This is a genomic window from Paenibacillus sp. FSL H7-0942, from assembly GCF_045040715.1.
GTDB lineage: Bacteria > Bacillota > Bacilli > Paenibacillales > Paenibacillaceae > Paenibacillus > Paenibacillus amylolyticus.
In genome coordinates, this window is sequence record NZ_CP150279.1 from 4,194,009 (window position 1) to 4,208,318 (window position 14,310).

Annotated in this window: 17 protein-coding genes; 5 read left to right on the plus strand and 12 right to left on the minus strand. The window is 45.2% G+C overall.

The features are described from left to right. The first annotated feature begins 39 nt into the window (after nt 1–39). On the plus strand, nt 40–993 hold the full coding sequence (locus MHI48_RS18555; protein ID WP_405141402.1) for a hypothetical protein: 954 nt from the start codon (nt 40–42) through the stop codon (nt 991–993). Between the two features lie 108 nt (nt 994–1,101). On the opposite strand, the gene MHI48_RS18560 is transcribed toward MHI48_RS18555, so the two are convergent. Together MHI48_RS18560 and MHI48_RS18565 are read right to left on the minus strand one after the other, a co-directional pair. After that, nucleotides 1,102–2,028, minus strand: a complete 927-nt coding sequence (locus MHI48_RS18560) for a sigma-70 family RNA polymerase sigma factor (RefSeq protein WP_076328454.1) — start codon at nt 2,026–2,028, stop codon at nt 1,102–1,104. Between the two features lie 33 nt (nt 2,029–2,061). After that, nucleotides 2,062–2,508 carry a carboxymuconolactone decarboxylase family protein gene (locus tag MHI48_RS18565; RefSeq protein WP_076328453.1) on the minus strand — a complete coding sequence of 149 codons (447 nt, stop codon included), beginning with the start codon at nt 2,506–2,508 and terminating at the stop codon, nt 2,062–2,064. A gap of 406 nt (nt 2,509–2,914) precedes the next feature. Between MHI48_RS18565 and MHI48_RS18570 the strand changes: the two genes are divergently transcribed. Continuing rightward, a complete protein-coding gene (locus tag MHI48_RS18570; RefSeq protein ID WP_211084762.1) occupies nt 2,915–3,961 on the plus strand; it encodes an aromatic ring-hydroxylating dioxygenase subunit alpha in 1,047 nt (348 codons plus the stop codon). A gap of 593 nt (nt 3,962–4,554) precedes the next feature. Here the strand turns inward: MHI48_RS18570 and MHI48_RS18575 are convergent. Both MHI48_RS18575 and MHI48_RS18580 read right to left on the minus strand, forming a co-directional pair. Continuing rightward, the gene (locus MHI48_RS18575; protein ID WP_405141405.1) at nt 4,555–5,376 is read right to left on the minus strand and encodes a cupin domain-containing protein; all 822 of its coding nucleotides are present in this window, start codon (nt 5,374–5,376) and stop codon (nt 4,555–4,557) included. A 149-nt stretch (nt 5,377–5,525) separates the two neighbouring features. Further along, complete coding sequence (locus MHI48_RS18580) at nt 5,526–6,578, minus strand: leucine-rich repeat domain-containing protein (protein WP_405141407.1); 1,053 nt, start codon at nt 6,576–6,578, stop codon at nt 5,526–5,528. Nucleotides 6,579–6,686: 108 nt separating this feature from the next. Here MHI48_RS18580 and MHI48_RS18585 point away from each other — a divergent pair, with 108 nt between their 5' ends. Continuing rightward, nucleotides 6,687–7,040 (plus strand): hypothetical protein, encoded by a 354-nt coding sequence (locus tag MHI48_RS18585; protein ID WP_143780977.1) that lies wholly within the window; start codon nt 6,687–6,689, stop codon nt 7,038–7,040. A gap of 91 nt (nt 7,041–7,131) precedes the next feature. Here MHI48_RS18585 and MHI48_RS18590 read toward each other — a convergent pair whose 3' ends face one another. From MHI48_RS18590 to MHI48_RS18625, 8 genes are read right to left on the minus strand one after another with little or no spacing between them, the layout of a single operon-like run. Further along, a complete protein-coding gene (locus MHI48_RS18590) occupies nt 7,132–7,737 on the minus strand; it encodes an SMI1/KNR4 family protein (protein WP_256721183.1) in 606 nt (201 codons plus the stop codon). 21 nt (nt 7,738–7,758) lie between these two features. Then, nucleotides 7,759–8,181 carry a hypothetical protein gene (locus MHI48_RS18595; protein ID WP_076317543.1) on the minus strand — a complete coding sequence of 141 codons (423 nt, stop codon included), beginning with the start codon at nt 8,179–8,181 and terminating at the stop codon, nt 7,759–7,761. A gap of 31 nt (nt 8,182–8,212) precedes the next feature. Further along, nucleotides 8,213–9,514 (minus strand): hypothetical protein, encoded by a 1,302-nt coding sequence (locus tag MHI48_RS18600; protein ID WP_076317542.1) that lies wholly within the window; start codon nt 9,512–9,514, stop codon nt 8,213–8,215. Between the two features lie 21 nt (nt 9,515–9,535). Beyond that, nucleotides 9,536–10,270: an SMI1/KNR4 family protein gene (locus tag MHI48_RS18605; protein ID WP_036672888.1), complete on the minus strand. Its 735-nt coding sequence runs from the start codon at nt 10,268–10,270 to the stop codon at nt 9,536–9,538. A gap of 45 nt (nt 10,271–10,315) precedes the next feature. Then, a complete protein-coding gene (locus MHI48_RS18610; protein WP_076250061.1) occupies nt 10,316–10,876 on the minus strand; it encodes a hypothetical protein in 561 nt (186 codons plus the stop codon). Continuing rightward, nucleotides 10,873–11,523: a hypothetical protein gene (locus tag MHI48_RS18615; RefSeq protein WP_036672890.1), complete on the minus strand. Its 651-nt coding sequence runs from the start codon at nt 11,521–11,523 to the stop codon at nt 10,873–10,875. The genes MHI48_RS18610 and MHI48_RS18615 overlap by 4 nt, the downstream gene beginning before the upstream one ends. A 39-nt stretch (nt 11,524–11,562) precedes the next feature. Further along, on the minus strand, nt 11,563–11,940 hold the full coding sequence (locus MHI48_RS18620; protein WP_405141411.1) for a hypothetical protein: 378 nt from the start codon (nt 11,938–11,940) through the stop codon (nt 11,563–11,565). A 6-nt stretch (nt 11,941–11,946) separates the two neighbouring features. Beyond that, a complete protein-coding gene (locus MHI48_RS18625) occupies nt 11,947–12,171 on the minus strand; it encodes a hypothetical protein (RefSeq protein WP_405141413.1) in 225 nt (74 codons plus the stop codon). A 279-nt stretch (nt 12,172–12,450) separates the two neighbouring features. Here MHI48_RS18625 and MHI48_RS18630 point away from each other — a divergent pair, with 279 nt between their 5' ends. Together MHI48_RS18630 and MHI48_RS18635 are read left to right on the plus strand one after the other, a co-directional pair. Then, complete coding sequence (locus MHI48_RS18630; protein WP_076328447.1) at nt 12,451–13,443, plus strand: multicopper oxidase domain-containing protein; 993 nt, start codon at nt 12,451–12,453, stop codon at nt 13,441–13,443. Nucleotides 13,444–13,499: 56 nt separating this feature from the next. After that, on the plus strand, nt 13,500–14,201 hold the full coding sequence (locus MHI48_RS18635) for a Crp/Fnr family transcriptional regulator (protein WP_036672895.1): 702 nt from the start codon (nt 13,500–13,502) through the stop codon (nt 14,199–14,201). Nucleotides 14,202–14,310 lie beyond the last annotated feature (109 nt).

A 14,310-nucleotide genomic window follows, 5' to 3' on the forward strand; every position in this document is an offset into this window, starting at 1 on the left:
TTCAAATGGCTTTTTCTTCATTAATGGGGAGGTATACAAATGAGATGGAAGCAACCTGCTAAACTTGGTTTACTGGCTATGGCTCTCGGCTGTACTGCCATTGGCGCAATACTCACACCTTCAACAACACTAGCTGCACCTGTCCCCGCTTCCAAAGCGGTGTATCATCAATTCCAAACCTATCGAACAGAAGCAGTGAAGTCCACAGAAAGTCTGGTTAAAGCGCGTAAATACCTGATGAATCATATCAATAAAGTCGACCCTTGGCAGGCCACACTAATGACGCTGCAACTGGAGAACATGCAGAACGTGAAATTGGCTAATATGGACTACCAAATGTATACGGAACAATTTCAACAGGCCATATCTCAAGCCCATGAACAACTTGGTTACGAACAGAAGCTTACATATAGTCGTCTGCTCAAAGAAATTAAAGATCCGACCGTGAAGAAACTTCTGCAGGAAGCTTCAGATCTCGGGTTCAAACTGGAAACCAGTGAAGGCTTGTATTACCCCATCATCAATTATGAGATATATCAAAAGTTCAAGCCTTTTGTTAAGGCTGATATTGCTGCATACATTAATATTATGGCTACCGAGTCCAACCAAATGACAACTTCAGATGGGGGCATTATCATCTCTTGGAACGAATTAATCCAGCGTGTATTGGAGAAAGAAGCCTTTTTGAACAACTTCCCGAATTCCAATCGCACATCAGCAGTGAAGCAAGGGTTATTTGTGGATTATCTGTTTTACGGAAGTGACAACACACCTGCTTATGATTGGTACACGGATGAAGAAATTCGCACCATGGACCCTGTGGTGAAACAGGCTTACGAGAAAGCTTTGGCTTACCGGGAGCCCGATACGCAGAGTGTTCTTCTGGACACTATGGAAAAGATTTTACTGGTTCTCAATCAGAACAATGATGAGCTTACACCTGAAGTCAGAGCAATCATTGAACCTGTTCAACAACAATTTGCCCGGGAATAATCGGATGCTGAATCGCAAAATGTGAATGCCAAAAAAGCGGCAATCCTCGTGACAGAGGTTGTCGCTTTTAAGTTTATATATCAAGTCGTTACGTTTGGATCAAAGAGTTTAAGTCACTATTGATGTAAGTTTGTTCGGATTGACGACGAGATACACACCCTCAATCCGCTCTCCGGAAGCGTCCAGCTCCAAACAGAGTACCTCGGACAACTGCCCTTCTTTCATCAACGCGAGTTGAAGTTCGCCATTGATCCACATCGGTACCCATTCTCTCTCACGTAATCGCGTAAGGACTCGCCGTGAGGTCAGGAGTGCAAGCACACCTTTGTGCACATTCATTGTTCTCATAACGGTATGCACAACGCCACCGCCATCTGCTGTAAATACAGGCTGATCTGCCAGTAACTCCAGCATGGCAGAGACGTCATAACGAAGGAAAGCCGTTGTAAAACGGCTCAGCAATTCACCTTTGGCTATCATATCCGTATCACTCTGCTCGATCGGCGGAAGTCTTTCGGGCAGATTTCGTCTGGCACGGCTAAAGATTTGACGGCAGTTACTCTCCGTTTTGCCCAGCCAATCTGCTATTTCGGAATAATCATATCGGAACGCTTCACGAAGGACAAAAACAGCCCGTTCCATGGGCGATAGACGCTCCAACATGACCAGATAGGCGTAGGAGATCAGCTCTTTTTTCTCCATCGTTTCCTCTGGCATGTTCGCCTCTTCACTGTCACCCATCGGCTCTGGCAGCCACTCACCAACATAACTTTCCCGCTGATTACGGGCGGAATTTAGCAGATTCAAGCTTCGGTTCACCACCAATCTGGCGATGTAGGACTTGGGATTACGAATATCCTGAGCAGACGTGCTCTGAATCCCCGCAAAACAATCCTGCACAATATCTTCAGCTTCTGCCACACTGCCCAGCATGCGGTAAGCTATTGAAAATGCATATTTTTTATAACGAATATACAACTCACCAACATCCAGAGAAGACACTTCTGGCTCATTGGCGTGGAAATTAGAATTCATAAGAAGCCTCCTCTGGCATGGTGCGTGTATTTTTTAGTTAAAGCAACCCGGATACATCCCAGTTGTGATCGCAATCCGGTTCCAGTTATTAATCGTGTTAATGGCTAGGATCAGATCCACCAGTTCGGATTCACTGAAATGTTCACGAACCTTATCGTACAACGCAAGGGGTACACCGTGTTCCGAGATTCGGGTCACCGCTTCAGCCAGCTCCAGCATAACACGTTCTTGATCCGTGAAGAAAGCCCCTTCACGCCACACACTTAGCAAAAGAATATGATCCGCGTAATCTCCCAGTTTCATCAGATCTTTGGCATGCATATCGAGACAAAAGGCGCAGCCATTAATCTGGGACACTCGGATTTTTAACAGCTCATACAATACTTTATTTTCAAATTGCCCGGATATATATTGCTCCATTGCCATCATCGCTTTAAAAGCACCTGGACTCGCTACTCTGTAATTCGTTCTTAAATTCATTTCTCATTCGCCTCCGTCATTTGGTTTACATACTGTAGACAAATGACGGCCGGGATCTGTGACATTCTTTGCGAAAATCTTTTTATGCCCACAAGAATAGTTGCTCAACTAACGAATATTCACACTGAATTCTGATGGTAGGACAACCTCCATGGAGTTAATAATCAGTAATGGAAAAACATACTGAAAGGTTGTTCTCTTTTTACAATTAACTTCTAACGTAAGAAAAATCCGCGTTTTTCCGTATTCATGTACGGTTTTTGCTGTAGCGTTTGTGATTTTAACCAAAAGCAGGTTGGATATATTGATATTTTGACCAAAAGAGTAGTAACATACGGCTAATGAAGTTAACTTTTCTGACATTAAAAAGAGAATCGTTTATCCATATCAGCAAGGAGTGTTTCCTATGATAACTTCCAACGCAAACCATACGATGACTTCCGAATTACCTAGAGGGTGTACGTTCACTGCTGAAGACTGGCATGTATTATCCCAATATTGGTACCCGGTAGCCCAAGCAACCGAAGTAACAGACAAACCCCTGGCTGCTCAATTACTCGATGTGAAGCTGGTTCTCTACCGCAGTAATGATCAGGTTGTGGTAGCCAAGGATCTTTGTTTTCACCGGGGGGCTCCACTTAGTAAAGGCTGGGTAGAAAATGGCGAGATTGTCTGCCCTTATCATGGTTTCCGTTATAATTGTGAAGGAAAATGTACCGCAGTACCTGCGCACCCAAGCTCCAAGATCTCGCCTAAGCTCAAACTTATCGTGTACCCGGCAGTCGAACGTTATGGCTTGATCTGGACCACTTTGGCGGGAACGGAAGAACAGATCCCCTCCTTCCCTGGATGGGATGATCCGGATTATATCAATATTTTGCCACCCAACTTTGACATTGCTGGTTCCTCTGGACGACAAATGGAGGGATTCCTGGATGTATCCCATTTTGCCTATGTGCATACCGAAACGTTTGGTGACCGAAACAACACAGAAGTCCCCCAATACAAAGTGAAACGCGAAGGTAATGAGTTACTGGCCGAGTATTGGAGTACTGTAAGTAACTATGGCAAAGGGCAAGATCTTGTTGCACCTGAAGGTTTCCAATGGCTGCGCGAGTTTCGAGTGTTCCCACCTTTTGCGGCTTCTCTTACGGTACATTTCCCAGGAGACGACAAGCTGAATATTCTGAATTGTGCTTCGCCAATCTCTGCCCGTTATACACGTTTATTCTGTCCAATCACACGCAACTTTGACAAAGACGCTCCGATTGAAGACACAATCAAGTTCAACTTGCAGGTATTTGAAGAAGACCGCGAGATGGTCGAGTCACAGAAACCGGAGGATCTGCCCCTTGATCTGCATGCCGAGGCCCATATTCCCGCAGACCGTACTTCGATTGCTTATCGTCAATTATTGACGGAGCTTGGCTTGGGACGAAATTACACATCGTAAATTAAATCATATATAAGTTCAACTAATGAATATATTTACACTGGCACTCCGATGGCAGAATAACTCTACGATCGCTGTTATCCCCAGATTTTTTTATTCCATTTTTTCATAGGGAAAATCCGGTGATAGCGTATGCTTTCGATGTAGCTTTCTTTTAGAAAGCTTTTAGGCGAACGCTCCGCTTCTTCAAGTTATTTCTGCCCTCTCCGTTATCGTGTAAATGTTAGTTGAAAATTCTCTTAGGAACTCAGGACATCTTATTTGGCCTCTAGGTCCTCATTTAAAATTGTAAGGAACCTCAGACTCGTTATTTCCCAAAATCCCCCGATAAAAACACTTCATACGGCTGTTTATTCTGATATAACGTGTCTCAGATTCTTTAGATTTCTGGGCACGCTTCAAACCCTTGATTAAGACGCCTACGATTCGTTAGCACTCCATGCTCCGGACTCGTTCAGGTATGCATCGGCTTTCAGCAGGTTTGAAGACACCTTTAATCAACAAAAGAAGCGCTCCTTTGCGGACGCTTCTTTTGTTATACCTAATTTAACTGAAATACTTATGTGTATTAGATAAACCTCGCCTCATGACCGTCATCTGTCCTCTTGATTATTCGTATTCATAGGAAGCTCTCTATAATACGGACAGCCCGGCTCATGAATAATACGTGGATCAACCCAAGTGCCCCAGTACGGAAGACGGTTCACGTAAGGTTGCATGTTTGGTTGGTTGTTTGGCTGTGTATTGGGCTGCATGTTTGGTTGTACATTGGGTTGTGTGTTTGGTTGCATGTTTGGCTGTACATTGGGTTGTACATTAGGCATTACGTAAGGCTGATGATTCACATTTGGAGCACTGTTAGAGGCAGGAGCAATTGAAGGCTGGCAATCTGCCGGCGGGCCAATAATCACTGTTTTTTGAATGGGAGCAAGTGCTTCTTGAACTTTTTTCTCATCCAGACAGTACGTATAAGCCAAAAGTTTTGCAGGTGTAAGACGTAAGGTGTCTGAGCCAAATATCGCTTCAGGAACCGGTGCATCAAAGATTGCGAGTAAGTGCGTGTGATCTGCAGTGGCCACTTCATAGTGCCACCAGCCTTGAGGAACGTTAGCCACCTGCCCCGGAGTAATCGGGAAATGAAGAAGCTCGTTGGTAAATGGATTAATGAGGGAAACAACTGCCGCACCGCTGATGCAGTATACCAACTCCGTTGCATTCTGATGCGTATGTGGTTCAACCACATTGCCCGTGTTGAGGAAAATATCCAGTAAAGAAGCATTGCCCAGTGTGTTTAACTGCTTGATGGAAAGAGCGTTAATATAGTTGTTCTCATCCTTCTTGAATAACGGATTATTGCTCAAATCGTAAGTAAATTCGGTGGTTGGTAAAGTGTAATCCATGTATGAGGTTGCCAAAATAAAACGCCTGCCCTTCGCTCTCGGTTTAGGTCATAACCTATATGCCAGCTTATGCCCAGCGCCCAGATACGTGAGCCCATTTCCTCCAAGTTTTCATCGCATAACAAATATCCCTGACTCGGACATCCCGAGCAGGGCTCTATTTATTACATGTTCTTTTTCATTTCCCAGACTTCTTCCCAATGGGTGCCAAATGGAATATTCATTAAGTCTACATACTCCAGCCAGTGCATTCTTGTGACAACATCCGGAGTTCCTTCAATCAGTGCATTTGTCACCAGTATAGCACGCAGATTCTTCAGTTTTTCCAACTCCGGGGGGAGTTCACGTATACCAGAATATACTATCTCCAGATACTTCAGCTCACTTAATTCACCAATCTCAGGCGGGATACAATTTAATCCCAACTCAGTTTGTGGTTTGGGCCTCCAACCAGGTGCAGATTCAAAAGGACTGCCACAATAAATTCTTAACTCTTGAAGTTGCTTCAGTTTCCCGATCTCTGCCGGAATACGCTCCAGATCCAGCGTTGTAATGACCAATCTTTCCAATGAAGTAAGTTCAAACAGACCTGCAGGGAGTGAGTACAGATTCTGCTCAAAAATCGTCAACTCCTTCAAGTGCTTCAACTCCCGAATTCGTTCGGGAAGCTCACTTAAACCATGTAAGCTGATATCCAGCTTATCGGTCTGATGTCTGATCGCATCGTCCAGGAGATGATCAATTTCCTTATGACGGTCCAAATCAAAGAACAACCCCGGAATCCGCTCCATAAGTTCACTCGCTTCTTTGTATGTGATCCTCATGCCGTACATATGCTCATGGGCCACAGAGAAAAAATAATCATTTCCGTCTTCTGTCATAAAGCAAAGATCGTCCGGCAATGACGGATAACACCAATCATGAAAACGATTGGCTTCTTCTTTGAGCACGTGACCCGATTCCGGCGTACAGCGATATGTATAATAGGTGCCTTCGGAATAATAGGCTCCGCTTTTCAGCATCATCTCTTCCATCGTAGCTCGTTCCACAAGATAGGGCTCCAATCTCTCTAACACACGAACTACTTCAGGTATCTCGTTCTCTTCGTACCTTTGTCTGTCTACCAGCATAAAACGATCTGCCTTCTCGATCAATTCGTCAATCAACAGTTCATAGGCCGTTCCTCTTGGATCAGTGTGAAAAGCTACGGCTACCATATGTTCCCCCTCATTACTCATTATTCATTAATCTTCAATCTGCTGTATCATCTGAAACCACTGTGGCATAGGCTGATATCATCAATCCAATCATTGGAGGCTTGTTACATGGCATACGGCCCTGGTTCAGTGTCATCCCCGCAACCTGCGGGTTATCCTTACCCTTATTATCCACCACCTCCGCCACCCTCACCGTATCCTTACCCTTATCCCTATCCATACCCGCCCATCGTTCCTGTTCCACTACCATATCCGATCGGTGGTGCTTGGTGGCATGGTGGATATCCCGGCGGTGGTTACCCCGGTGGACACCCTGGTCATTTCCCAGGAGGTGGCTATCCCGGTGGACCTCACGGAGGTGGCTATCCAGGCGGACCTCATGGAGGCGGGCCGGGTGGTCCAGGTGGACACGGAGGACCTCCAGGCGGAGGATTTCACGGACATCGTTTCTTCCAGTGGTAATCATTAGACTCATTCAAAGTACTTGTTCAGATAAAGGAGCTGCTTCGGCAGCTTCTTTATTATTGAAGGAATTGTCTACTCGTGCAGGATTTTAATAGGTGATCTCATCCATCATCTTCAGATTACGGTTCGACATGCTGAGGAGATCCGTGAAGGTAGGTGTAAGGTAATAAACAAAGTCCGGATCGTGCACGTACATAATAATCTGCCCATACGTGCCTTCCGCCGTTGGATCAAAATCGAGCATCAGATACAGTGAACCACCTGCAATTGTTGCAAAAGGAATCCATGGTTTATGGAAAAGGTATGGTTTGATCTCCGGGTCCAGCTGGCTGATCTCTTCGGCAGAATAATACTCTTCAAGCTTCTCATCCACTTCACAGAAGTATTGTTTGGTCTCTCGAATCTCTTCCAATGACATCAGATAAAAGGGTGTACATCGGCCCGTCTCGGCATCACCCGGGTACAGTACATGCAACCCGTAGCCACTACCGTCTTTCCTTTGGTAAAAGGCACGAAAATCGCCAGGCAGCCGGACGCCATACTCCTTTTCGAATAGATCCAGACTTTCCTCGGATGCACCTTCCCGATGTTGATATTCTTCAAACAATTGCCGAATCTCTTGATCCTGTATTCTCTCATCTAACAAGTGATTCAGCTCGTCCATTAGCACGTTTAATGATACATTCGGCTCCAATCTCACCACACCTCCCCTAACTCAGTTCTTCTCTTCTTGTAGATACTGATGATATTCCCAAAACGCTTCTTCCTCTCCGCCGCCTTCAATTAGAATCATGACTACGTAAGATAACAAATTAAGCCATTGTTCCATCAATGTCACCTGTTCGTCGGAAATGAGGTTGTTGCTGCGAAGCATGCCTTCGGGTTCAACGGCCCAAGCACGGGCCATATGAGTAATTCCCCATAGACATGCCATGACTTCCCGATCCAGTGAAGGCCGTGCAAGTTCGGACGCCAGAACACGCAGTATCTCCATCAACTCATGAAAATTCTCCTTAATCAAATGTCCACGGAAAGGCCGCAGACTGCCAATAAAACCGTTCTCCATCTTGGGATGACTCAGATCATCATAAGAAAAGGAGTGACATTTTAATAACGTTACAGCCTCTTCACGTTCCATCCCTTCACCCCTACTAGGTCAAAATGCTACCTCACCAGCGCAGAGGTTCTTCTCCACGCCACAACACATACCGCTCCAACTCACGAAGAGTGCCTGTACCGATCCCGTACTCGTCCATTTCTTTGGAACAAAGATCGAGCACATGCAGCATGCCACCATATGTGCCAACTGCAAGTTTGGATCGCTCTGGTGATACGGCGAGAGAATAGATGGTACTTCCCACAAAATGACGCCATACTTCCTTACCCTCGCCATTTACACAATATAGATAACCATATGCATCCCCAAGCACCATGCCTGCCTCTATTTCCACCGCTGCATACACACGTGCATTCTCATCCATCACTGGCCAATCTTCCTTCGTTTCGTTGCCTGCAATTGATTTCAGCTGGACCTGTATCGTGACCCCGTTATAGAAATGACATGCGTTAAACCAGACGGTCTGGTTATCACTGGTGAATGCTGCATAATGAGGGTAGCTCGATTCTGGATAGAGAGAGTATGTCTTGCTCAGCCGACGGTCCATCACCATATGATTGCTTCCTTGGCTGCCATAGGCAATCCATCTACCATCCCTTGATACAGCTGCATGTCCCATATCTATCTGTGTATCCTCTAGCTCATACTCTTCAATCTCTGCCAGATCGGGATGAAGCAAGGTCACCTGATCTTGCGTTACAAGATATATCCCGTATCTTGAGTGTATAAGTAGTGCTCTGCCTTCATCCATAGGTATAAGTCCTTCAAGTGTCCGTTCGGGATGCTCACAGTCCGCAAGTGATTCAATCCGAGGTAATGCCGACTGTATCCGGGCTTGAATATCTTCCCATCGATATGTCGCTATCTCCTGTCCTTCCAACTTGCGATCTGGCTGACGAATGATACGAATCCCATCCGGTCCTGCAAGCGCAAAGTCAAGTCCATCCGATGAGCAACCTGCAAAAGTATATGGAGAGATCAACTGCCATCCGTGCTGATCCATCGTATATATCTGACTATTCTCCGTGAAAATCCCCGTATTACATACAATCGTTTCCTCGTTCAGATAACCTACAACTTTGACCGCTTGCATGGAAGCCTGAAACGCCTCGTTCAATGGCCACGTCGCTGCGGGTAGCTCATGTCGAAGCACCTCCACATCACCATGGAGATTGGCCTGTCCCACCATATGGAATACTTCAGTACTCATTCCGCTTCTGGAGTCTACCTCCAACTCGGATTCATCCGGTTGCTCTCCCTGCATACTTCTCCGGACAAATGCATTGACATCCCTTGCATAACGCTTGCCTTCATTGCGCCATTGTTCCGCAATGTCTTCCTTTAACCAACTCATAGGTGTCCCTCCACTCTGCCCCTATTCATATGCCGTACAATGATGTGCCTGCAAGAACATACTGATTTCGTTATCCGTCGCCTCCTCCGCACCATTCTTTTCTTCATAGAACAGGGCAACTTCTCTCCCAGCTGCATAGTTAAATCGTAAATATCCTCCCATCGACACCATGAACATCTTGCACATGTACTCATTCTCCAACACAGCATCCCACTTAAATTCTGTTTTGCATGTATCGGCGAGTTCCTTCATGGAGCTTCCCTGTTCCGTCCCTGAAAAATGGTAAAACGTATGTTTCCGCAGCTCATTCCACGGCTCAAAGTAAAGTGGCGTTATTGGTTTATCCTGATGGTAATACCCACAATAGATCCGGTCCAGCGTTTCGCCAAATTCAGTCTCCGAGCATGTCCATAAGGTGATATTTTCATCATGACGCGGTAGCCACAACAGCCCCTCAACTTCCGGATGAACAGCAAGGAAATCTCCATCTACAGAACTGCCGATGGAGATGCACTGCTCAAGTTGATGCTGACTTATAGGCGAATCATCCGTATGTATCCAAAAATCATATTCAACAAAAGGCTTCAACACTTCTGGGTCCGGTCTCTGCACATTCATCCACCCCGTATATGTACCTTCCCCGTAGTGCTCAATCCAGGTGCGGTATGATAAAGGTAGCGAGATGCCGTGCTGTTGTTCAAAGTGATCCAGTTCCTCTGTTGGAACCGGCTTAAGTACACGGGATACAATATACATTTGTCGACATCTCCCATCTCAGTTTGGTTCATTCGTTTTCAGGATCTAAGCCAGTTCTTCCTGTACAATTTCAGTCCATACTCCTTTACGATTCAGAATGCGAACGGCAAAGGCATCATATCCATCACGCTTGACCTGATCAAAATGCATGCGCTCTCCCGTAATCAGTTCATATGCACCATTTTCATCTACATCTTCGCCAAACTCTTCATCCCAAGGCACATTGTAGTAAGCCGTCAACTCTACTTCAAATATGTCCTCACCTTCAACATCCAGGTAAGGACGAAGGGGTCTGTCATGTAGTGCGTCTTCCGAATAGGTCTCACATAACATAGCATCATAGCCGTGCTTGGCGGTATCAATGAGCAGATAGCGCTCACCCGTGACCGTATGCTCCGCATATACAAGAAGAGGTGTCGAATCATGCCAGGTAATCAGATCATCTTCAGTCAAGTCACCATAATAAAAAATATGGAATTTATCATGACCATCACTCATTTGAAGTTTGCCTTTCCACTCCACTTCATCGGACTTTATGTTCTCTTCCTTCCTAATTAATCCTTCCAGATAAGCAGGTCCCTGTTGTACACCATACTCATTCATCATCTCGCCTCCGATTTGTTCATTCGAATGGTAACCACTTTGTGTTCCTCATCCACCGTCAGTTTCACATCGATGTTCAGCTTGTCACGGAATAACGCCGTAATATTGATATACGGATCGCGGGCAGCTTCGCTACTACCGCCACTATTACGGCTCATTCCCTGATGAATGATGGATTCTACCAGCTGTTTATCTCCCTTGCCGGTGTTATTGTAGGTGTAGATCACCTGCCCATCCTGATCATACAGATTCAAAACCGTTGTGAAATCATTGGCGTTCTCATACTGTCTCTCGGTCTGTACATAGTTGTGATCTGTACGTTGATAGTTTACAGTACCAGCCAGATACGGATTGTCCCCGCCTGGCTTCACATCATACTCCTTATAGGCCAGATTAAACAGGTATTGGATATGATTCATATCAATTCGGTAATAAAACTGACGGTTATCTTCCTCTTTGTCCATCGCTGCAAAACTGTTAATCAGCGGCCAGGCCCCGTAGGACTTCCCATTAACATCAACGGCCAGAGCATAGTCAGATAATACTGTCTCTTTTTGAAATACACCAAATGTCTGTAAAATAAAATAAGCCGGAATCATCAACATACCCAGAATGACTGCAAAAATAGTAAGTTTAACTCGTAGTTTCATGTCTTCTCTCCTTGCGGCTTTAACGCTTCAATTTCAGTCTCATCCAGTCTTGTGCTGAAGCTTCGACAGTGTACGCACAACCACATCCCTGTTCTTAGAATCCTTGATATAAGAAGGAATACTATGTGAAGCCGTTCGTATAGGCATATTGCCGTATTTTACACGCAGATCTGCGGAGACATAAGCGATGAGATAATTCAGATGCTCCCGATTCACAGCCCATATTATTTTTCCTCTGAAATTATCCAGGAAGTATAATTCCAGCCCGAACACAGGATCTTTCCCTGCACAAATCTCGGAAAAACACCTTTGGTATGTCGGCTTGGCGTGTAATTCAACCTGATTAACAGAACTACAATGCGGACATTCCACATACGTCGATCGGTGAGACGTCTTCTTCTCGTCTGTGACTTCCACGTTAAATCAACGTTCACATACAGCACAATTCCCCTTGGCTTTATATTGATATACTGGTTCTTCAAAAGCTTGAGCGTAACATTCGTAACACTTCCACCCCATTTGACCATTCCGTTGATCAATCGAAGCGTGCCCACCGCATTTGGGACATTTCACATCAATCCGCTCTCCCCGTCGAAGGACCGAATAGAAACTATACTTATACGCACCTTCATCTTCGAAACGTTTCATCCTGTATCCACCTTTCTTCTGAAACTACGACATACACAGCGTCAAAATACTCAACATTTACCAATCCATCTCTCTAAAATTATATGAAACTCCGTTGCTCAGCACAACAATTGAAGACAGATTGTTGGAAATGCCTCTAATACGACATACCCAAGTGTGTGCCTCATCACACCCGTCTCCACCTCAATAACGTAATCTATAACTAAATAACTACTGAAATGAAAGAAAACCTGCTTTTTAGATTGTGAAAAACATCACTTGAGTAAAGGTTGTGCAACTATGTTCTCCTTACTGAATGTATACAAATGGTCACTCGTATTTGCTATATTCACAGCAACTCTCTCTCACTGTAGTTCAACCGATACGGTTAAACCTGTTCACCACGATGAAGTCTCCTCCTCCTCTGCGATCAGTCAACCCCCGGTGGACCCGATCATTCGCAGAGAAGGTACTACGGTATATATTGAAATGACGGCCCAGGTTACAGATGTCGAAATCTCAGAAGGAGTGATATACAACGCTTGGACATTTAATGGTACCGTTCCCGGACCCGTCCTACGAGTGACCGAGGGAGATACCTTGGTGTTCACGTTGAAAAATAAAGATTCCAGCCTGCCTCACTCCATGGATTTTCACGCTGTACATGCTGCTCCCAGCAGCAAATTTATTGATGTTATGCCAGGCAAGGAAGGTACGTTCACCTATCCAACCTCCTCACCCGGTGTATTCATGTATCACTGTGGAACCAAACCGGTTCTTGCCCATATCGCCAACGGGATGTACGGCATGATTATTGTTGATCCCAAAGCAGGATACCCTTCCGATCACTTGGTTGATCGTGAGTATACTCTTGTTCAGAGTGAATGGTATAAAGAGCATGATTATGAAGCTTTTTTGAACGGGGAACCGGATTATGTCGTATTTAACGGCAATGATTATGGATTAATAAAACATCCCCTGTTAGCCAAAGTAGGAGATACGGTGCGAGTCTATGTCAGTAATGCAGGACCCAATGAAGTCTCATCCTTCCACGTTGTGGGTACCATTATGGACCGTGTGTATACCGATGGGAATCCACGCAACATCCAGTATGGAATACAGACGGTTATGCTTCCCGCAAGTGGTGGAGCTGTCGTAGAGTTCACCGTGACCGAAGAAGGTGATTATGCGATTGTAACCCATCAGTTCAACCATGTAGCCAAAGGAGCTGCCGCTGTTCTGCGTGTGACCAAGGATGGAACTGATCATGGTGGACCCGCGATGTCTCACTGAGACATGACAATAGATAATGGCTATACCTATCCTGAACCATTCGAGGTGATTAAACGATGATCTGTACACACGAAGCGAAGGATGCCTGTTTCTCCAAAGTATCTCTGTTCCAGCATCTTGATCCATCCGAAGCTGTCTTGTTGATCTCCCTTCTACATACCCGCAAATATAACAAAGGCGAAGTTGTCGTCCAGGAGGGAGAACGCTCAGATACGCTTTATGTGGTTCATCAGGGAGGTGTGAAGTTATCCAAATACAATGAAAATGGCAAGGAACATATTATTCGGTTTCTGTTTCCCGGTGATTTCTTCGGACAAGATTCCCTGTTACACCAAAAACCACATGTCGCAAACGCCGAAGTTCTGGAGCCTTCGGCCATCTGCTCTATCAGCAAGCATGACTTTGACCAATTACTTGAACACGATCCGAAGCTTGCTTATCATTTCCTGCTTGCCATTACCAAGCTGCTCCGTGAAACAGATGAATGGAACAGCTCGCTAAGTGCGATGACAACGGAACAGAAGATTGCCAAGTTGCTTTTGTATTTCCATACCCGAAATCATGCAAAACATGAGATCCGCTTGCCTGTATTCAAAAAAGATATGGCTCTGTTACTCGGGATCACACCCGAAACACTTAGTCGTAAACTTGCCATGATGCAAACTCAGGGACTGCTTCAGGTTACAGGAAACTGCATCCTTATTCTGCAATTGGAGCAGCTTAGGGAAAAAATTGAATCGCCTGCCCGAAGCCAATGAACTGGGTAAGAAAGCTTGTGGATGCGAGGAAGCTGTTTTGGCAAAAAAGAGTATCCGATCAGAAACCACTCTGTTCGGATACTCTTTTTATATAAATTCAACCAATAGA